The 20,985-nt window shown below is 75.1% G+C and carries 7 protein-coding genes and 2 pseudogenes; all 9 read right to left on the minus strand.

Features of this window, described 5'->3' with window-relative positions; genetic code table 11:
* Positions 1–6: 6 nt before the first annotated feature.
* The gene (locus F7P10_RS30255; protein WP_254716814.1) at positions 7–666 is read right to left on the minus strand and encodes a helix-turn-helix transcriptional regulator; all 660 of its coding nucleotides are present in this window, start codon (positions 664–666) and stop codon (positions 7–9) included.
* 1,093 nt (positions 667–1,759) lie between these two features.
* Positions 1,760–5,827 (minus strand): non-ribosomal peptide synthetase, encoded by a 4,068-nt coding sequence (locus F7P10_RS30260; RefSeq protein WP_176611717.1) that lies wholly within the window; start codon positions 5,825–5,827, stop codon positions 1,760–1,762.
* Entirely contained in the window at positions 5,824–6,645 is an 822-nt protein-coding gene (locus F7P10_RS30265; RefSeq protein ID WP_151014463.1) for a thioesterase II family protein, read from the minus strand. The genes F7P10_RS30260 and F7P10_RS30265 overlap by 4 nt, the downstream gene beginning before the upstream one ends.
* Positions 6,633–8,213, minus strand: a complete 1,581-nt coding sequence (locus tag F7P10_RS30270; RefSeq protein WP_254716100.1) for a GMC family oxidoreductase — start codon at positions 8,211–8,213, stop codon at positions 6,633–6,635. Before F7P10_RS30270 ends, F7P10_RS30265 begins: the two co-directional genes overlap by 13 nt.
* The gene (locus F7P10_RS30275) at positions 8,210–12,811 is read right to left on the minus strand and encodes a non-ribosomal peptide synthetase (RefSeq protein WP_151014465.1); all 4,602 of its coding nucleotides are present in this window, start codon (positions 12,809–12,811) and stop codon (positions 8,210–8,212) included. Before F7P10_RS30275 ends, F7P10_RS30270 begins: the two co-directional genes overlap by 4 nt.
* 42 nt (positions 12,812–12,853) lie before the next feature.
* Positions 12,854–17,035, minus strand: coding sequence for a non-ribosomal peptide synthetase (locus F7P10_RS30280; protein ID WP_151014467.1), 4,182 nt, complete (start codon positions 17,033–17,035; stop codon positions 12,854–12,856).
* A 44-nt stretch (positions 17,036–17,079) separates the two neighbouring features.
* On the minus strand, positions 17,080–19,761 hold the full coding sequence (locus F7P10_RS44745) for a type I polyketide synthase (RefSeq protein ID WP_151014469.1): 2,682 nt from the start codon (positions 19,759–19,761) through the stop codon (positions 17,080–17,082).
* 168 nt (positions 19,762–19,929) lie between these two features.
* Positions 19,930–20,421: pseudogene (locus tag F7P10_RS45550) on the minus strand (acyltransferase domain-containing protein); the annotation flags it as partial.
* A 35-nt stretch (positions 20,422–20,456) separates the two neighbouring features.
* A pseudogene (locus F7P10_RS45555) lies at positions 20,457–20,981 on the minus strand (acyltransferase domain-containing protein); the annotation flags it as partial.
* Positions 20,982–20,985 lie beyond the last annotated feature (4 nt).

A 20,985-nucleotide genomic window follows, 5' to 3' on the forward strand; every position in this document is an offset into this window, starting at 1 on the left:
GCTCTGTCAGGCGGCCACCGGCGTCGAGTCCGGTTCCGGGAAGGCCAGCAGGATCGGCGGCCGGTACCAGTCGAGCGGGCGGGCCTTCAGGTCGGCCCGCACCCCGGTGCCGGGCCCGATCTCGATCGGGCCCGCCATGTCCCACAGCATCGGGGGACCGGCGTGCGGCGCGGACGGGGAGTGCGCGCCGTGCGCGACCGCGTGCAGGTACCAGGTGCCCGCCGGGATCCCGTCGAGCCGGAACGCTCCATCGTCGTCCGTCGCCTCCCAGGCCACCAGCGGGCCCTGCAGGATGGGCGTCTCGAAGACGCCGACGTAGACCGTGGACCGCCGCTCCCCCTCGATCAGCGCGCGACCCGCGACGGAGCCGTGCGGCCGCCCGCCGTGCGGGCGGGACGGGCGGGCGTACCCGGCGGTGAGCGGGCCGGCGTCGCCCCGGCCCATCCGGCGGTATTCGGTCGGGGGGACGCCGACGGACCGGGAGAACCGGCGGGTGAACGTGCCGGTACTGCTATAGCCCACCTGGGCGGAGATGTCGGCGACATTGAGCGGTGTCGTCTGGAGAAGCCGTTTGGCCTCGTGCAGGCGTACGGCGCTGAGGAAACGCCCCGGTGTCACGCCGGTGACCCGGCTGAATATTCTTATGAAATGAAACTTGCTGACCATGGCGTGGTGGGCGAGTTCGTCCAGGCAGAGTGGCTCTCCGTGGCGAGTATGGATCGTTTCAATGGCGCGCTGAACGAGGTGCTCCATGGGTGATCTCTCCTGAGATATTCCGCAGATTCGGCAGAACTCCGGGCAAAGGTCCGTGCCCCCGGGTGCAGGTCGGCCGGGGCGCGCGTGGAGCAGTGGGCGATGCCACCGTGGTCCGTGGCCGGCCGGCTGGATGCCGGCCCGCGGTACGTCATGCCCCATGCGGGGCTAGGGAGCTGGTGCCGGTCCGGCCCGCTCTGCCGGGCTGGATCGACCGGGGCGGTACTGCTCGCCTCGTAAGGCGGTGCAGGCGCCTTGGACGTGAGTTACGTCCGCGTTGCGCGGGGAATCGAGTCGCTTCGGGCGGGGGGTCGGTGAGGACGGACCGCGCGCCGCGTCCCACCGGTGTCCGCGTAGTTCCCGGCGTTTTCCGTCCGGCTCAGCAGCACGGCCGCCGAACTCCGGCGAGTCGGCCGAGAAGGTGCGCAGTTCCTGTCAGCAAGCGATCGTCGTTCATGTTCGACAATGCTTGCGCACCCCCGGTGAAGCTGTCTTCTTCGCCCTTGCTCAACTGAATATCTGACGCATCGGGCGTGGTGGGGCCGCTGGCCGATTTAACGTGGCGAGAATCACCTGTTTACGGGCTGCGAGCGTCCCGGCATGATGCGTGACGAAGGGCAGGGAGGAGGTGCCTTCGGGTCGCGAAAAATGTCGCGCCCGTAAATCTTCGGAACATTTTTTTGACTTTTGTGTCAGTCACCGAACCGGTAATGCGCTCGATTCGGCCGGCCCCTCTCGCCCGATACGGAATGACTGAGCGGGGCATGTGCGCGCCCGGTCGGGCGGCTGTGCGGGGCACACTCCCGACCGTCGGCCAGCCTGCCGACCGCGGCTGGCAGATCACGCACAGCTCGCGCACAGCCATCGCACACGCGGCGCATGGCCCCGTGCGGGCCCCGCCCGGCGGCGGCCTCGACCTGCGGACGGAGCCGACGGCCCGGACATGCGGACGGCCCACCGGCGATGCCAGTGGGCCGTCAGGGCGCGGGACGCGAGGAGGGGCCGACTATCCGGGGGGCGGCTCGCCCGTCGCCCACGCCGCCAGCCGTCCCGCGAGCGCGGGCAGCCGGTCGGCGCGGATCATCGAGAAGTGGTCGCCGGGGGCGCTCTCGACCTCGATGCCCGGGCAGAGCGCCCGCCAGGGCGGCGCGGTGTCCGGGCGGTCCGGCTCGTCGGCCGCGACGAACAGCAGCGCCGGCCGGTCCAGGGGACCGGGCCGGTAGGCCGCCAGCAGCTCCAGTTCGTGCTCCTGCACCCGCTTGAGCCGCTCGTAGCCCGCCACGTCCACCTCGGCGGGCAGCAGCCCGTGGGCGACGGCCGCGTCCCGCGCCGCCCGGCCCGCCGCGCCGGCGGCGGCCGCGCGGATCGCGGCGACGGCGTCCGGCGGCGGGTCGCCGAGCCGCAGCACGCGCAGGAACCCGATGTGCCGGTCGGCCTCGGTGAGCGGCGGGTGGATGTCCCTGATCTCGGTGTCGAACATGACGACCCGGCAGTCCTGCCCGCGCTCCGCGAGCTGCCGCGCCACCTCGTAGGCGAGCGATCCGCCCATCGACGCGCCGCCCAGCAGGTACGGGCCGTCCGGCCGGTGCCGCTGCAGCTCCTCCCGGTACGTCGCGGCCATCGACTCCAGGTCCGCCGCGAACGCCGCCTCCGAGCCGTCGACGAGCGGCCTGCTCTGGAACGCCCGCACCGGCCCCGGCCAGGCGCCGGCCAGCGGCCGGTACGGCGCCACCGCGCCGCCCAGCACGTGGAACAGGAACAGTTCGGGTGCGTCGCCGTCGCCGCCGCCGAGGTCCACCATGCAGCGGGCGTCGCGGCCCGCGCCGTCCAGCAGCGCCGCCAGCCGGCGCACCGTGGGCGCCTCGAAGACGCGGCCCATCGGCAGGTCGGTGCCCAGCTCCACCCGGATCCGGTTCACCAGCCGCAGCGCCAGCAGCGAGTTGCCGCCGAGCGCGAAGAAGTCGTCGTCCGGGTCGATCGCCGGGATCTCCAGCAGGTCGGCGCACAGCTCGGCGAGCCGGCCCAGCAGGGGGTGGTCCCCGGCGCCGTCCGCGGCGCCGCCGTCGGGGGCGCCGGCGCGGCCGGACGCGTCCTGCGCGGCCTCATCGGCCGGCAGCGCGAGGACGGCCGCGTGGTCCACCTTGCCGTTGGGCGTCAGCGGCAGCCGGTCCACCACCCGCAGGACGCCCGGCACCATGTAGCGGGGCAGCCGGGCGCGCAGCAGCTCCACGATCGACTCCGGCTCGGGCCGCTCGCCCGGCTCCGGGACCGCCACCGCCACGAGCCGCTTCCCGCCGGGGGACCGGTCGACGCACACCACGCACTCCCGGACGGCCCGGTGCTCGCGCGCGGCCGCCTCGATCTCCCCCGGTTCCACCCGGAACCCCTGGATCTTGACCTGCCGGTCCTGGCGGCCCAGGAACTCGATCGTCCCGTCCGGCAGGTAGCGGCCGAGGTCCCCGGTCCGGTACAGCCGCTCGCCGGTCCGCGGATGGACGACGAACCGTTCGGCGGTGCGCTCCTCGTCGCGCCAGTACCCGCGCGCCAGCCCCAGGCCGCCGATGTAGATCTCGCCGGTCGCCCACGCCGGACGGATGTCGAGCCGGTGGTCGAGCACCTTCATCGTCTGGTTGTCCAGCGGACGGCCGTAGGGGATGCTCTGCCACCGCGGATCGACGCCCTCGACCTCGAACAGGTTCGACCAGATCGACGCCTCGGTGGCGCCGCCCATCGCGATGACGCGGGCGCCGGGCCACAGCGCCCGCATCCGGTCCGGCAGCGCCACCGGGATCCAGTCGCCGCTCAGCAGGAACGCCCGCAGCGGCGGCCGGCCCGGTTCGGGGCGCTGCTCGATGACCTCGACCAGCATCTCGGCCAGCGCCGGAACGGAGTTCCACACCGTGACACCGTGCTCGCGGGCGGCGGCCGCCCAGCCGAAGGGGTCGGGCCGGGCCGACGCGTCGGGCAGGACCAGGGCGGCGCCCGCGTCCAGCGCGCCGAACACGTCCCACACCGACAGGTCGAAGCTCAGCGACGAGATGCCGAACACCCGGTCGTCCGGGCCGAGCCCGATCCGCCGGTTGATGTCGGCGACGGTGTTGAGGGCCCCGCGATGCTCGATCATCACGCCCTTGGGGTTCCCCGTGGACCCCGACGTGTAGATGACGTACGCCAGGTCGCCCTCGTCGGCGTCGATGTCGATCGGCGGCGGTTCGTCGGCGGGTTCGGTCTCGTCCACGTGCAGCACCGGCAGGCCGGCGACGGAGGCGGGCGGGTGGTGCGCCTGCGCGAGGACGGCGCGGGCGTCGCACTCGCGCAGCAGGTGCTCGATCCGCTCGGCGGGCAGGTCGGCGTCGACGGGGCAGTACGCCGCCCCCGCCCGCAGCACCCCGAGCACGGCGACGACCTGCTCCCAGCCCTTCGCCATGACGATCGGGACGATGTCGCCGCGGCCCGCGCCGCGGGCGCGCAGCCCGGCCGCGACCGCGCTCGACAGCCGGTCCAGGTCCCCGTACGTCAGGGTCCGCTTCGACGTGACGACCGCGACCGCGTCCGGGCGGGCGGCGGCGCGGCGGAGGAAGCCGTCCTCCAGCCGGCCCGCCGGCGCCGGGACCGCGGTGTCGTTGACGGCGGCGACGACCGCGCGGTGCTCGGCGGGCACCGGGTCGGGCACCGCGCCGGCTCCGTCCGGGCGGGCCAGCGCCTTCAGCATGCGCCGGTACCCCTCCACCACCGCGGCGGGCAGCCCCTCCGGGAACGCCTCCTCGACGAAGTCGATGTTGGTGGTCACGCCCCCGTCCGGGGTGTCGCGGATCTGGTTGTCCACCAGCACCTGAGGGGTGTGCTGGATCCGTTCGACCATGCGGAACGCGGGCCGCCGGACCGGCACCGAGTCGAGCCCCGGCCCCTGGTTGTTGGTGAAGACGCAGGGGTAGGCGGCGCGCTGCGTCCAGCCGTTCCGCTGGGCGAGTTCCCGGCTGACGCGCACGGCGGTGACGTCCTTGTTGGACATGTCGCGCCACAGCCGCCGCTGCAGCCGCTGCGCGCGCTCCCAGAAGTCCTCGTCGTGCCGCAGGTCCACCTCCAGCGGCAGGGTGGCGCTGCGCTGCCCCACGACCTCCTCCTGGCCCGGCCGGTACGCCAGGTCGTACTGGTGCACGAAGTTCAGGCAGAAGTGCGGGGTGTCCGCCCAGGCGGCCAGCGCCTCCGCGTACACGTGCAGCAGCGCCGTGCTCGGCAGGACGCGGTGCCTGCGGAAGTTCGCGCAGAACCGCCGCCACTCCTCCGCGCTGAGCCGGGTGGACCGGCCGGTGAACCACACCGCGTCGATGTCGGCGGCCTGGCGGGCCAGCGGGAGGCGCGGCGCCTCCGGCAGCGTGTCCAGCCGTTCCCGCCAGTACGCGAGCTGCTCGCCGAACTCGGCGTCGTCCTCGCGGGACAGCCGCGACAGCCGCCACTCGCGGAACGTCTGCGCGACCGGCGGCAGCTGCGCGTCCGGGTCCCGGTAGTACGCGAGCCAGTCGGTGATGACCGTCCGCATGCTGGAGCCGTCCAGCAGGATCAGGCTCATGCGGATGTGGATCCGCACGCGGTGCGGCCGGATGCGGCTCACCACCACCTCGAACAGCGGCCATCCGGCCGGGTCGAGCCCCGCCTCGCACATCCGGTCGCGGATCTGCCCGAGCGACTCCTCCCGCCGGTCGGCGTCCAGGTCGGACAGGTCCACCACGGGGACCCGGACGCGCGGCGTCTCGGCGACGCCCATCACCCGCTGGTAGCCGTCCTCCAGCATCACGGTGCGCAGGTGCTCGTGCCGTTCGACGACCCGGTTGACGGCCTCCTCGGCCCGCTCGGGGTCGAAGTCGACGGCCTCGGCCTCCAGGTAGTAGTTCTGCCGGCCGCCGAGCTCGAACAGCCGGCTCCGGCCCACCATGTACGCGGTCTGCAGGTCGGTGAGCGGGAACCGGTCGGGCAGCTCGTCCCGGCCGCCGCCCCCGGACGGGCCCGAGGACGGTGCGGACGGTGCGGACGGGACGGGCTGGACGGGCTGGACGGGCGGCTGTCGGGTCGTCACGATGTCCTCCCACTCGGGTCGTCGGCTCCGGGCGGGCCGGGCAGGTCCCGGCCGATGCCGGGCACGACCCCTTCCGCGTCGTCGTGCAGGTAGAAGTGGCCGCCGTCGAACATCCGCACCACGCATCCGGCGCCGGAGTGGGACCGCCAGGCGGCCAGCCCGTCGCGCGTCGTGTCCAGGTCCCCGGTCCCGGCGAACACCGAGATCGGGCAGTCCAGCGGCGGGCCGGGCCGGTGCCGGTAGCCCTCCACCACGGCGAAGTCCGCGCGCAGCGAGGGCAGCAGCGGCGACAGCGCGGACGGGTCGTCGAGGAGGTCGCGCGGCGTGCCGCCCAGGTCGTGCAGCCGGGCCAGCAGGTCGGGCAGCGGCGCGGCGTGCACGGGCGGGCGCCGGTACGGCAGGTGCGGCGCGTCCCGGCCCGACACCAGCAGCCGGGCGGGCTCCCCGAGCCCGAGCCGGCGCAGCGCCCGGCACGCCTCGAACGCCAGGATCGCCCCCATGCTGTGCCCGAACCACGCGTGCGGCCGGTCCAGCAGCGGCGCGGCCTGCCGGACGACCGCGCGGACGACGTCGTCGACGCTCGTCAGCGGCGTCTCGCGGAAGGCGGTCTCCCGGCCCGGCAACCGGATCGCCACCACCTCGACGTCCGGCGGCAGGTACCGCGTCCACGCCCGGTACGCGCCGGCGCCGCCGCCCGCGTGCGGCAGGCAGAACAGCCGCAGGCGGGGGGAGGGCGGGCGGTTCCACCGCACCGTCCAGGATCGCTCCGGCGCGGCCGGGCCCGTGGCCGGGCCGTGCGTCGTGGTCAGGCCATCCATGCGGCCACCCTTTCGCCGATCATCATGCAACTGAGCGCCGGCGGCGCGCTGACCGGCGCCGGCATCACCGACGCGTCGCACACCACCAGCCCGTCCACCCCGTGGACCCGGCAGCGCTGGTCGACGACCGCGCCGGCGTCGGCGCCCATCCGGGCGGTGCCGGACGCGTGGAACAGCGGTGTCACCCAGCGCGCCAGCGCGCGTGCCAGCAGGGCGTCGTCGCCGACCATCCGGTCGGTCCACACGATCGTGCGGCCCGCGAGCTCCCGCATCGGCGCGGACCGCAGGATCGCCCAGGCCGTCCGGACGCCGTCCATCAGCGCCCGCACGTCCGCCTCGTCGGTGGCCAGCCCCAGCGCGATCACCGGCGGCGTGCCGGGGTCGGGGCCCGCCGCCGCCACCGAGCCGCGCGACCGGGGGGCCAGCAGCACGGTGGAGACCATCGCGGCGATCCGCCCGCCCAGCATCGGCCCGACCCGGGGCACGTCCGCCGTGGTGACGTTGCTCGCCATGACCAGGCCGACGCCGGGGGAGCGGGCCATCACCTCGTACCAGGGGTCCCCGGCGCGGCAGACTCCGGGCGCGGGCGTCGACAGGATGGGCACGGCGGGATGCTCGGCCAGCCCGCCGCCCACCCCCGGCAGCTCCACCAGCGGGTCGATGCCGGCCGCGGCGAGCCGCCGCGGGTCGCCGATCCCGGAGCGCTGCAGGACGACCGGGGTGCCGATGCCCCCGGCGGCCAGGACGACCCGGCCCGCGGCGATCGTCTCGGTGCGGCCGCCGTCCGTCGCGACCTCCACGCCGGTGGCGCGGCCGCGGTCCAGCAGCACCCGCACGACCCGGCAGCCGCCCCGCACCCGCAGGTTGCCGCGGGACCGGGCGGCGGCGAGATGGGTGCGGTCGGTGGACATCCGCCGCCCGTCCCGCTCGTTGCGCGGGATCGGCCCGAACCCCTCGCCCGTCCCGCCGCCCGTCCCGCCGCCGGTCCCGCCGCCCGTCCCGCCGTTCAGGTCGGGCCGCTCGGGCAGGCCGAGGTCGCGGCAGGCGCGCACGAACGCGCCCGCCAGCGGGCTGTACTCCGCCGCCGGGGTGCGGCGGATCGGCACCGGCCCGTCCTGGCCGTGGTCGTCGCCCTTGAAGTCGGCGTCGGACTCCAGCCGGACGTAGTGCGGCAGCACCCGGTCCCACGCCCAGTCGGGATTGCCCGCGGCGGCCCACCCGTCGAAGTCCTCCGGCAGCCCGCGCAGCGCGATGGCCCCGTTCACGGCGGCGGTCCCGCCGACGGTCCGGCCGAGCGGGTAGCCGGTGAGGGTCTCGGGCCCGCCGGGCCGCGCGCCGAGGTGCGCGGTGAGGTCCCAGTGGTGGCCGGTCAGCACCGGGATCCCGGCCCGGTCGTCCGGCGCCCCGGCCGCCGGGGGCGGGCCGGGGTCGCGGCCGTCCTCCAGCAGCAGCACCCGCCGGCCGGGGTCGGCCGACAGCCGCCCGGCGACGATCGCGCCCGCCGTCCCGGCACCGACGACGATCTCGTCCCAGGTCTCGTCCCACACCTCGTCCCGGGCGGCGGTCACGGCGCACCGGTCCGCTCGCGCACCGCGCCCGCCAGCTCGGCGATCGTCGGGTTGTCGAACAGCATCTCCAGGCCCTCCTCGGCCGTCGCCTCCAGCCCGAGCTCGTCCCGCAGCCGGTCGATGATGCTGACCGCGTGCAGCGAGTCGCCGCCCAGCTCGAAGAAGCTGTCGGTGACGCCGAAGTCGTCGTGCTGCAGCGCGCCGCCCCAGATCTCCGCGAGCCGTTCCTCCAGCTCGTCGCGGGGGGCGACGCGGTCGTCGGCGCCGGTGTCGCGCCACGGCGACGGCAGCGCGGACCGGTCGACCTTGCCGTTGGCGTTGAGCGGCAGCCGGTCCAGCAGGACGTAGTGGCGCGGCACCATGTACTCGGGCAGCACCTCCTCCAGTGCCGCCCGCAGGCCGTCGGCGTCCGGCCGGGCCGCGGGGCCGCCGGGCGCCTGCGCCACCAGCACGTGCTGGACGTGGACGTCCACCGCCGCCGCGCCCTCCGGGACGCCGCCGGCCCGCGCGAAGCCCGCCCTCGACAGCGCCTCCAGCCAGCGCGGCAGCGGCAGCAGCGGGCCCCCGTCGCCCTGGTCGCCGTCCTCGCCGTCGTCGCCGTGGCCCTTCGCCAGGCCCTCCAGGAAGCCCACCGTGACGAGCTGCTGCAGCGAGTTCGCGGTGCCCTCGATCGCCACGAGCAGGCCGCCGGGCGCCAGCGCGGTGCGCAGCCCGGCGAGGCTGGCGTCCAGGTCGGCGGCGTCGTGCAGGACGTTGGCGGCGATGACGAGGTCCACCGACCCCGCCGGGGCGCCCTGGTCCGCCGGGTCCCGGTCGATGTCGAGCACGCCGTACTCGACGAACTTGTGCGCGGCGAACGTCCGCTTGGCGCGCTGGGTGAAGAAGTTGGAGATGTCGGTGTACCGGTAGCGGACCGCGTCGGCGGGGAGTTCCGGCAGCACCTGCGCGGTGGTGGCGCCCGTCCCCGCCCCGACCTCCAGGATCCGGACGGGCGCGCCGCCCGCCGCGGCCCGGTCCCGGACGAAGTCGGCGACGATCCGGGCGGTGACGCGGTTCTGCAGGTACGACACCGGGTTGTCGGCGTACAGCGCGTCCGTCACCTTGGAGTCGCCGCCGGGCAGCAGCAGGTTCAGCGGGCTGACCTCGCCGCGCAGCAGTTCCACCTGGTGGGCGGCGCAGTCGGCGAAGTAGTCCAGCAGGGCCCGCTGCGCGTCGCGGGCGGTGAGGTCGGCGAGGCCGCCGCGGACCTGCTCGTCGAGCGCGTCGAGGTCCAGCGGCCGGTCGCAGCGGTACTCCCCGGCGCGTCCGGTCGCGGCCAGCACGCCCGCGTCGGCCAGCACCGCCAGCCACTGCCCGACCAGGCCGCCGTAGACGGGCTTCACCTTGCACCGCGCCGCGATCTCGGCGCCGGTCGCGGTCTCGCCCGGTTCCCGGAAGGCGCCGAGCAGGGCCAGGGTCCGCGCCATGATCGGCGGGCAGAGCGCCTCGACGGCCCGCCAGATCTCCCGGTACTCGGCCAGCGCGTCGCCGAGGGCGGCGGTCTCCCGCTCCAGCGCCGCCGCACCGGCCGCGACGGCCGGGTCCCACCCGCCGCCGTCCGGTGCGCGGTCCTCGCCGTCCGCGTCGCCCGGGCCGGACGCGCCGGACGGCACCACGTACGCCGCGAGCTGCCGGCGGCCGCCGCGCGGGTTGTCCTGCACGGTCACGACCGCCTCGGCCACCTCGGGCCGCCGCTCCAGCGCCGCGGTGATCTCGCCCAGCTCGATCCGGTAGCCGTTGATCTTGACCTGGAGGTCCTCCCGGCCGAGGAACTCGATGTCCCCGCCCGGCAGGTAGCGCCCCAGGTCACCGGTCCGGTACAGCCGCTCCCCGGTGTGCGGGCAGGTGACGAACCGGGCGGCCGTCCGGTCCGGGTCCCGCCAGTAGCCGCAGGCGACCCCGATGCCGCCGATGTAGATCTCCCCGGTGCTCCACACCGGACGGGGCCGCATCGCCGCGTCGAGGACGTGCATCGTCTGGTTGGCCAGCGGCTTGCCGTAGGGGATCCGCGACCACGACGCGGGCACCTCCCCGATCGGGTAGCAGATCGACCAGATCGACGCCTCGGTGGCGCCGCCCAGGCTGATCACGGCGGCGTCCGGGTGCAGCGCCCGGATCGCGTCCGGCAGCGACACCGGGATCCAGTCGCCGCTGAGCAGCACCAGCCGCAGCGGCGGCCCCGCCGCCGGTTCCGCCCCGGCCGCCCGCGCCCGCGAGTCCACCCACGCCTGCATGAGCGCCGGCACCGAGTTCCACAGCGTGACGCCGTGCCGCTCGACCAGCTCGCTCCAGTGCGCCGGGTCGTGCTGCGCGTCCGGGGACGGCATCACCACGGTCCCGCCCGCCGCCAGCACCCCGAACACGTCGTACACCGACAGGTCGAAGCTCAGCGCCGACAGCGCCAGCACCCGGTCCCCGGCGCCGACCTCGAACCTGCGGTTGATGTCGGCGATGGTGTTGACGGCGCCGCGATGGTCGATCATCACGCCCTTCGGCCGTCCGGTCGAGCCCGAGGTGAAGATCACGTACGCGAGGTCGTCGCGGGCGGGGCCGTCCAGCAGCGGCCCGTCCTCGGCCGCGGTCACCTGCGGCTCGTTGAAGGTGACCGGCCTTACGTGCAGGGGCCAGTCCAGCGCGTCGCGCAGCTCCGGGGTGGTCACCACGATCCGCACCGCGCCCTGCTCCAGCAGCTCGTCCCGCCGCGCGCGCGGCCACTGCGGATCGATCGGCAGGTAGGCGGCGCCCGCCATGTTCACCGCGAGCACGCCCGCGACCTGCTCCCAGCCCTTGTCCATGACGACGCCGACGAGGGCGTTCGGGACCGCGCCCAGCTCGCGCAGCCGCCGCGCCATCCGCCGCGCCGCCGACACGACGTCGCCGTAGGTGCGCTCCCCGCCGTCGCACACCACGGCGGTCGCGCCGGGCGTCCGCTCCGCCTGCGCCTCCACCAGCCCCGGCAGGGTGCCCGGCGTCTCGGGGACGGCCGTGCCGTTGGCGCGGTCGCGCTCCTCCGCCTGCCGGCGGGGCAGCTCCGCCACCGGGTCGGGCAGGTCCCACGCGGCCTCGTCGGCCAGCGCCGCGAGCGCGTCGGCGTAGGCGCCGAACATGTCGTCCAGGAGCCCGGCGGGGAACAGGCCGTCGACGGTGTCCCAGTTGTAGGCCAGGTCGCCGGCCTCCTCCGACACCTGGTGGTCCAGCCACACCTGCGGCGTCTGGGTGAGCCCGTACACCTGCTCGCCGAAGAACCGGATGCCCTCCGACGGGTCCTCGTCCGGCCCGCCCAGTACCAGCGCGCTCGTGAACACCACCGGCATCGCCGCGCCGGGGCCGCTGCCGAGCCGCCGGCTCCGCTCCCGCTGCACGCGCACCCCGCTGAACGCCAGGTGCTCCAGGTCCCGCATGAGCTGCCGCTGTACCAGCTCGGCGCGCTCGGCGAACGGCGCACCGGCCCGGTCGCGCACCTCCAGCATCGCCAGCGACGTGAAGTCCCCGATGATCCGGTCGGTGTCCGGGTGGCCCTGCGGCCGGTTGAACAGCGTCAGGTTCAGGGTGAAGTCCGGCTGCGCCGACCAGCGGCGCAGGACGTCCGAGAACGCGGTCATCAGCACCGCCGACGGGGTCACGCCGCGGCGCCGCGCCACAGCCTTGACGGCGTCCCACCGCTCCCGCTCCAGCCGCGCGCGGCGGCGGCCGAACTCGGTGCGCTCCAGCTGCGCGGGCCGCACTGCGAGCGGCAGCCCCGGCGCGGGCGGCAGCGTCTCGAGCCGCCCCAGCCAGTACTCCTCGGCCGCCTTGTACCGGTCGGACGCCCGCGCCTCCTCCTCGCTCAGCACGACGTCCCGGTACGACAGCTCCAGCGGCTCCGGGGCCCACCCCGGCTCCTCGTAGAACCGCCGCAGGTCCTCGAACAGCACGTACAGCGACAGGCCGTCCAGGATCATGATGTCGAAGCTGAAGTACAGCCGGGTGCGGCCGCCGCCCAGCTCGGCGGCGCGGACGTCGAACAGCGGCCACTCGTCGGTGGACAGCACCTGGTGGTCCATCTCGGCGCGGATCGCGCCGGCGGCGGCCGTCCGGTCCGCGGCGGGCAGGTCCGCGAGGTCGGCGGTCCGGATCTCGTAGGCCGGCACCTCCCGCAGCACGCGCTGCCGGCCGTCCGGCTGCACGACCGCCCGCAGCATGTCGTGCCGGTCGATCACCTTCCGCAGGCTCTCGCCCAGCCGCGCCAGGTCGAGACCCTCGCGCTCCAGCTCGAAGTACAGGTGGGTCGACACCCCGCCGAGCTCCACCGCCGACCCCCGCCCCACCCAGTACGCGTGCTGGATGTCGGTCAGCGGGAACGGCTCGTGCCGCCGCTCCGGGCGCGGCACGATCTCGGCGGGCGCCTCGGCCGGGCCGCTGCGGCGCAGCAGCGAGATCAGCTCGTCGCGGTTCGCCTTCAGCCGCTCCCGCAGCTCGGGGGTGAGCGCCCCGGCGGGCGCCAGCACGTCCAGGCGTCCCTCGTTCATGCGCAGCTTGATGCCACGGCGGTGCAGGTCGGTGAGCAGGTCCTGGGCCATGGGGTTCTTCCTTCCGTGCGGTTGCCGGCGGCCGATCTGGCGTCAGCGCCGGTTGCAGGCGGCGGCGACGGCGGCGACCGCGCGCGGGTCGGTGAGCAGCGTGTGGTGGGTGCCGGGCACGGCGGCGGTGCCGACCGTGCCCCGCGTCAGCCGGGCCCAGCCCCAGTCGGGGGAGTCCGCGCACGGGTGGCCGGCGAACTCGCCGACGACGCCGTCCGTGGCGCGCACCACGGTGACGTCGGCGGAGATCTTCGGCGCGTGGTAGGAGTTGCAGGCCCGGACCGTCGCCCGGAACACCGCGAGGGCGGCCGCCAGGTCGGCCAGGTCCGCGCCGGGCACCGCGACGCCCTGGTCGGCGGCCAGCGCGAGCAGCCGCGACAGCCGCTCGGTCTCCGAGGCGGACGCGACGTCGCCGAGCGCGCCCGCCCCGGCCCGCTCCGGGTCGAAGCCGATGCCGAGGTCCTCCAGGAACCACAGCAGCAGCCGCTCCTCCTCGATCTCGCGGGTCGCCAGCGGCGCGGGCGCGTCGATCAGCACCAGCCGCTCGACCGCCGCGCCCCGCTCCTCCAGCAGGTGCGCCATCTCGAAGGCGAGGATCGCGCCCGACGACCAGCCGCCCAGCGCGTACGGGCCGTCCGGCCGCGCGTCCGTCAGCGCCTCGACGTACAGCGCCGCGAGATCCTCGACCTTCTCCAGCGGGTCGCGCCCGTCGGCGGGACCGGGCGCCTGGAACGCGACGCTCGGCCGCTCCAGCAGGCCCGCCAGCTCCCGGTAGCACAGCACCCCGCCGCCCGCCGGATGCACCAGCGACCACGGCGCCGGACCGTCCGCCGTGCCGTCCGCCGTGCCGTCCGCCGTGCCGTCCCCGCCGGCCAGCCGCACCAGCGGGGACCACGACCGCCCGGCCTCGGCCAGGTGCGCCGCCAGGCCCGCGACGGTCCGCCGCTCCAGCATCGCCGCCAGCGGCACGCGGCGGCCGAACCGCTCCGCGATCCGCCCGATGACCCGCAGCGCCGCGAACGACTGCCCGCCCAGGTCGAAGAAGTCGTCGTGGACGCCGATCGGGCGGTCCGCCGACAGGATCGACTCCCAGATCTCGACCAGCGCCGCCTCCGTGGCGTCCCGCGCCGCCGTGTACCCGTGCGCGCCGTCCTCGCCGGCCGGGCCCATCGTCTCCAGCGCCCGCCGGTCCAGCTTCCCGTTGCCGGTCAGCGGCAGCCCGTCCAGGACGGTGACGTGCGCGGGCACCATGTGCCCGGGCAGCCGCTCGGCCAGCGCGGCGCGCACCCCCTCCCGGTCGGGGTCGCCGACGACGAACGCCGCCAGCTGCTTCCCGGACCCGGACGACCGGGCCACCACGGCGGCCTGCCGGACGCCGGGCAGCTCCAGCAGCGCGTGCTCCACCTCGCCCGGTTCCACCCGGAACCCCTGGATCTTCACCTGGAAGTCGGCGCGGCCGAGGAACTCGATCGTCCCGTCCGGCAGGTACCGGCCCAGATCGCCCGTCCGGTACAGCCGCTCCCCGGTCCGGGGATGCGCGACGAACGCCGCGGCCGTCCGGTCCGGGTCGCCCAGGTAGCCCAGCGCCACCCCGGCGCCGCCGATGTACAGGTGCCCCGGCACCCAGGCGGGCGCGTCCCGGCCCAGCTCGTCGAGCACGTGCCAGGTCTGGCCCGCCAGCGGGCGGCCGTAGGGGATGCTCGTCCACTCCGGGTCGACCCGCTCGACCGGATGGCAGATCGACCAGATCGACGCCTCCGTCGCGCCGCCCAGGCTGACCACCCGCGCGTTCGGCGCCACCCGGCGGATCCGGTCCGGCAGGTCCACCGGGATCCAGTCGCCGCTGAGCAGCACCGTCCGCAGCGACGGCAGCGTCGCCCCGGACGACTCCGCCTCCTCCACCGTGAGCTGCATCAGCGCCGGGACCGAGTTCCACACCGTCACCCCGTGCGCCCGGACCAGCCCGATCCAGCCCGCCGGGTCGGCCTCACCGGACGGCAGCAGCAGCGCGGCGCCCGCCGCCAGCGACCCGAACACGTCGTACACCGACAGGTCGAAGCACAGCGACGACACCCCGAGCACCACGTCGCCGGACGTCACCCCGAACCGCTCGTTGACGTCCACGACCGTGTTGAGCGGCCCGCGGTGGTCGAGCATCGCGCCCTTCGGCCGTCCCGTCGACCCCGACGTGTAGATCACGTACGCGAGGTCGCCGGGCTCGCGGTCCACCGGGCGCGGCGGGGGCCCCGCCGCACCGTCCACGTCCAGCACCGGCACCGCCGCGATCTCCGCGAGCCGCTCCCGGTGCCCGGCGCCGGTCACCACCGCCGCCGCGCGGGTGTCGCCCAGCAGGTACTCGATCCGCTCCCGGGGCCACTCCGGATCGATCGGCACGTACGCGGCGCCCGCCGTCAGCACCCCCAGCACCGCCACCACCTGCGCGGACCCCTTCGGCAGGACCACCGCCACCAGGTCGCCCGGCGCCACCCCGCCGTCCTGCAGCCGCCCCGCCAGCTCCCGCGCCCGGCGGTCCAGCTCGCCGAAGGTGACGGTCCCCGCGGCGTCGATCACCGCCGCCGCGTCCGGCCGCGCCGCCGCGCGCTCCGGCAGCGGCGCGTGCAGGAGCCCCGGCGCCGCCGCCGGCGGCACCCCGTTCAGCTCGGCGCGCCGCCCGGCCTGCTCGGCGGGCAGCAGGTCGAACGACGGCCGCTCCCACGCCGCGTCCGCGGAGGCCAGCTCGGTCACCACCGACCGGTAGCCGTCGAACATCGCCTCGACCAGCCCGTCGGGGAACGCCGCGTCGATGACGTCCCAGATCACCCACAGGCGCCCGTCCCGCAGCTCCCAGAACTCGGTGTCCAGCACCGTCTGCGGCGTCTCCAGCATGCTGTGGAACGGGCGGATCGTCGGCCCCACGAACAGGGCGCTGCCCACCGCGAACGGGCACGTCGCCCGCCCCGGCGTGCGCCGCACCCGGTTCAGCTCCTGCAGCACGCTCGCGCCGCTCCAGTGCGCGTGCGCCACGTCCGCCATCACCTGCGCCTGCAGCCGCCGCGCCCGGCCGGTGAACGGCTCGTCGTGCCGCCAGTCCACCTCCAGCGGGTACAGCGACGCGAACTGGCCCAGCACCTCGCCGCTCTCGGGGTGCAGCGGCATCCGATGCGTGATCATGTTGTTGAGCAGGTAGTGGCGCGAACCGCTCCAGTACGCCAGGACCTCGGCGTGCGCCCCCAGCAGCGCGTTCGTCAGCGTCAGCCCGCGCGACTCCGCCCGCTCCTTGAACGCCTTCCACAGCGGCGGCTCCAGGAACAGCTCCCGCCGGTTCATCCGCGACCGGCCCCGGTGCGCGGTGCCCGGAACCAGCGGGACGGCCGGCGCGTCCGGCCAGTCCGCCATCCGCCCGCGCCAGTACTCCCGCGCCTCCTCGCCCAGCGGCCCGCGCTCCAGCTCCGCGAGTGCCAGCACCTGGTCGCGGAAGCTCAGCTCCAGCTCCGGCAGCGGCTCGTCCGGACGGTGGTAGTAGTGCATCGCGTCGTTGATCAGCCGCGTGCCGGAGGGCGCGTCGGTGAACACGTTGTTGTTGTTCCAGTGCAGCCGGGCGCGGCCCTCCCCGTACAGGCTGATGTGGGGATGCAGCCACGGCCACCGGTCGTGCGGCGGCTCCTCCCGCTCGAGCCGCGCGCGCACCGCCGCCATGCGGGCGTGCGCCTCGTCGTCCGGCAGGCCCCGCAGGTCCGACACCGTCACCGTCACCGGCGCCGGGTCCCGGACCGTCTGCACCCGCATGTCGTCCCGGACGACCACGATGCTGTTGCGCTGCCGCCGGATCGCCCGGTTCAGCGCCTCCTCGTACCGGGCCGGATCCAGCTCGTCGAGGTCGAACTCCATGTACTGGTGGGGCCGCACGTGCCACTCGAACCCCTCACGGCCGCCCATCAGGAACGACAGCTGCAGGTCCGGCGGGGTGAACGGCTCGTACAGGTTCTCCGGGTCGGGCACGATCACGGGCAGCTCGTCCCGGGCGGCTCCGCCGCCGCCCGACCGGCCCAGCCACTCGATCAGCTCCGGCTTGTGCCGGGCGATGCCCTCCCGCAGTTCGGCCGTCAGCCGCCCCTTCGGCGCGTGCACCTCCAGCCTGCCGTCCCCGGCGGGCCGCAGCCGCACCTCCGCCCGCGCCAGCTCCGCCAGCAGCGACGCGACCGCCGGTCGGCGATGTTCGCCCATCGTCGTTCTCCTTTCCGGCGGGAACGCCCGCCTGGCCGCAGTGCTCACAGCGTCAGGACCTCCGTGCCGTCGTCGGCCCCGTCTTCCGCGTCCCCGCCCGCCAGCACGCCGCGGACGGTGAGCTGCCGGCACACCTCCGCGGCGATCTCGGCGGCGGTCCCGCCGCCCAGCAGCAGCTCCGCGGGGACGTCCACGGCCAGATCGGCGTCCAGCCCCCGCCGCAGCCGCATCGTCGTCAGGGAGTCCAGCCCCAGCACGTTCAGCCGGGTCCCCGCGAACCAGCCGACCCCCCGCTCCCGGTCGGCCGCGCTCATCCCGAGCAGCGCCGCGACCCGGTCCAGCAGCTCGCCCAGCACCGCCTCGCGCGCCGCGTCCGGATCGTCCAGCGCCAGCAGCGTCAGCTCCGCCAGCCGCTCCGGCGCGGGCGGCGCCGCCTCGGCGACGTCCGCCGGGGCCACATCGCTCAGCAGCGTGTCCGGGTGCGCGCCGCGCGTCGCCGCCAGGTACCGGCGCCAGTCGACCGCCGCGACCCCGACGTGCGGGGCCGCACCCGAGGGGACCTCCGCGAGCGCGTCCAGCGCCCGGCCGGTCGGCAGCGCCGCCACCCCCATCGCCCCGAGCCGGTCGCCGAGGCCCCGCGCGGCGACCATCCCGGTCTCCGCCCACGGCCCCCAGCCGACGCTCACCGCCGGCAGCCCGGCCCGCCGCCGGTGGACGGCGAGCGCGTCCATGAACGCGTTCGCCGCGATGTACGACGCCTGCCCCGCCGACCCGAGCAGCGACGCCAGCGAGGAGAACAGCACGAAGAAGTCCAGGTCGTCGCCCTCGACGCCCCGGTGCAGGTGCCACGCCCCCCGCACCTTCGGGTCCAGCACCCGCGCGAAGTCCGGCCACGCCGAATCCTCCAGCGGCGCGTCGGCCGTGACGCCCGCCGCGTGCACCACCCCGCGCAGCGGCGGCAGCTCCGCCCGCGCGAACCGCAGCAGCCCCGCGACCTGGTCCGGATCGGCGACGTCCGCACCCCGCAGCTCGACCCGCACGCCGCGCTCCCGCAGCTCCGCGATCCGCGCGGGCACCTCCGCCGGCACCGTCCGTCCGGCCAGCAGCAGCGCGCCCGCACCGTCCGCGGCGAGCCGCTCCGCGACCGCCAGCCCCAGCCCGCCGAGACCACCGGTGACCAGGTACGTCCCGTCCCGGCGCACCTTCAGCGCGGGCTCCCCGCCACCGGCCGACTCCCGCAGCCGCGCCTCGAACCAGGCACCGCCGCGCTCCGCGAGATGCCCCGACCCCGGCAGGTCCGCCACCCGCGCCAGCACCCGCGCCGGAGCGGCGGGCGCCGCCGGATCCAGATCGGCCTGCACGCACCTGACGTCGGGGTACTCGCTGACCACCGCCCGCACGGCGCCGGTCAGCACCGCCTGCGCCGGGTCGGGCGCCGCGTCCGCGCCGCCGACCGCGACCGCCCCCCGCGAGCACACCACGACCTCGGGCCGGTCGCCGGCATACGCCCGCAGGTAGTGCTTGAGGGCCGTGAACGCGTGCTCGGCCAGCTCGTACGCTCCGTCCGGCCCGGACTTCCCGGACGCGCCGCCCAGCAGGATCAGCCCCCGCACCGCGGCGTCCGAGGCCCGCACCCGCGCGAACGACTCCTCGTCGCCGTCGACCACGACCGCGTCCAGCGCGTCCCGCCACTCCGCCACCTGCGCGGAGTCGGTGCCGCACACCAGCCAGGTGCCCTGCGCGCCGGCCGCGGACCCGCGCCCGCCCACCGGCAGCCAGCCGATCTCGTACCGGCGGGGCCGCACCCCGGACAGCTCCGCCACCACCTCGTCCGGAACCGTCCGCAGCCGCAGCCCCTCCACCGTCACCAGCGGGTCCCCGCCGTCCGACAGGACCTCGAGGTCCAGCGCTCGCTCACCCGCGTCACCGGTGTCCCGCCGCCGCACCCGGCACCAGACCCGCGCGGGAAGGTCCCCGTGCACCACGAGCCGATCCACCCCGGACGGGAGCCACAGCGCGCCGCCCGACTCGTCGAACGCGGCGGCCCCGGCGTGGAAGCAGGCGTCCAGAACCAGCACGTTCCGATCCCCGGGACCGGACGTCCCGCCGGTGTCCCCGACCTCGATCCGGCCCAGCACCCGATCGCCGTCCCGCCACAGCTCCCGCAGCCCGCGGAACGCCGGCCCGTGCACCACACCGAACTCCCGGAACCGCGCGTAGACGGCCTCGGAGTCCCCGGCGCCCGTCCGCTCCCGAAGCCCCTCCGGGTCGATCTCCGCCCGCCCCGGCCGCGCCCCGGCCGGCGAAGCGGCCCCGACCGTCACGTACTCCGACCACCGGCCGCGCCGTCCCCCCGCCGGGCGGCCGAAGCACCGCACCCGGCGAACGTCGCCCTCGACCTCGACACCGGCCTGCACGTCCACGGGACGCTCGTCCGCGAAATGCAGGAACGCGTTGAACCCGACCCGCTCCAGCGCCCAGGCGTCCGAGCCGTCCGCACCGGACGCCCGCACCGCGGCGATCGCCCACTCCAGCATGGCGGCGGCCGGCAGCACCGGCACGTCCGCCAGCCGGTGCTCCGCGAGGAACCCCGGATCCGCACCCGTGAACGTCCGCCCGAACCACCGGCACCGCCCGTCCGCCAGATCGATCTCCGACCCCAGCAGCGAATGCCCCGTCTCCGACCCCTCCGCACCCGCACCCGCCGAAGCCCGCGCCCGCGTCACGACGGCATCGGCCTTGAGCCAGTGGCTTTCGCGTTGGAATGGGTAGGTGGGGAGGTTGGTGGGTTGTGGGTTGGGTCCGTAGAGGTTGGTGGGCCAGTGGGTGGTGTGGCCTTGGGTGTGGAGGTTGGTGAGGGTGGTGAGGAGTTGGTGGGGGTTGTTTTTGTGGAGGGTGGGGTGGGTTTGTGTGTGGGGTTGGGTGAGTGTTTGTTCGGTGGGTGGGGTGAGGGTGGGGTGGGGTCCGATTTCGATGTAGGTGGTGGTGCCGTTGTGTTGGAGGTGGTCGATGGTGGTGGCCCATTGGACGGGTTGGCGGAGGTGTCGGGTCCAGTAGTGGGGGTCGGTGAGTTGTTCGGGTGTGGCGGGTTGTCCGGTGAGGTTGGAGATGAGGGGGGTGGTGGGGGGCTGGTATTGGAGTTGTGCGGCGTGGGTGTGGAATTGGTCGAGGATGGGGTCCATGGCGGGTGAGTGGAAGGCGTGGGAGACGGTGAGTGGGGTGGTTTTGTAGCCGTCTTCGCGGAGTTGTTGGGTGATTTTTTGGAGGGTGGTGTGGTTGCCGGAGATGGTGGTGGAGGTGGGGGAGTTGTGTGCGGCGATGCTGGTGTCGGGGTGGTCGTTGAGGAGTTTTTCCAGGAGGGGGAGGGGGGCGTTGGTGGCGTGCATGGCGCCGGTGTGGGGGGTGTGGTGTTGATGAGGCGGGCGCGGTGGGTGATGAGGGTGGTGGCGTGTTGGAGGGTGAGGGTGCCGGTGATGTGTGCGGCGGTGATTTCGCCGATGGAGTGGCCGGCGAGGTGGTGGGGGGTGATGCCCCAGTCGGTGAGGAGGTGGGTGAGGGCGGTTTCGAGGGTGAACAGTGCGGGTTGGGTGTAGGTGGTGTCGTGGATCAGTTCGAAGTGGGGGGAGTCGGGGGTGGCGAACATGACGGTTTGGAGGGGGACCGTCAGGTGGGGGTTGAAGTGTTCGCTGATGTGGTCGATGTGGGCGGCGAAGTGGGGGTGGGTTCGGTAGAGGTCGTGGCCCATGCCGGCCCATTGGGCGCCTTGTCCGGTGAATAGGAAGGCGGTGGTTCCGGTGGGTGGGGTGGCGGTTCCGGTGGTGAGGTTGGGTGTTTGTCGGCCGGTGGCGAGGGCGTTGAGGGCTTTTTCGAAGTCTTGGGTGGTGGTGCCGGTGATGATGGCGCGGTGGTCGAAGGTGGTGCGGGTGGCGGCGAGGGAGTAGCCGATGTCG

Origin of the sequence: Actinomadura sp. WMMB 499 (assembly GCF_008824145.1) — a bacterium.
GTDB lineage: Bacteria > Actinomycetota > Actinomycetes > Streptosporangiales > Streptosporangiaceae > Spirillospora.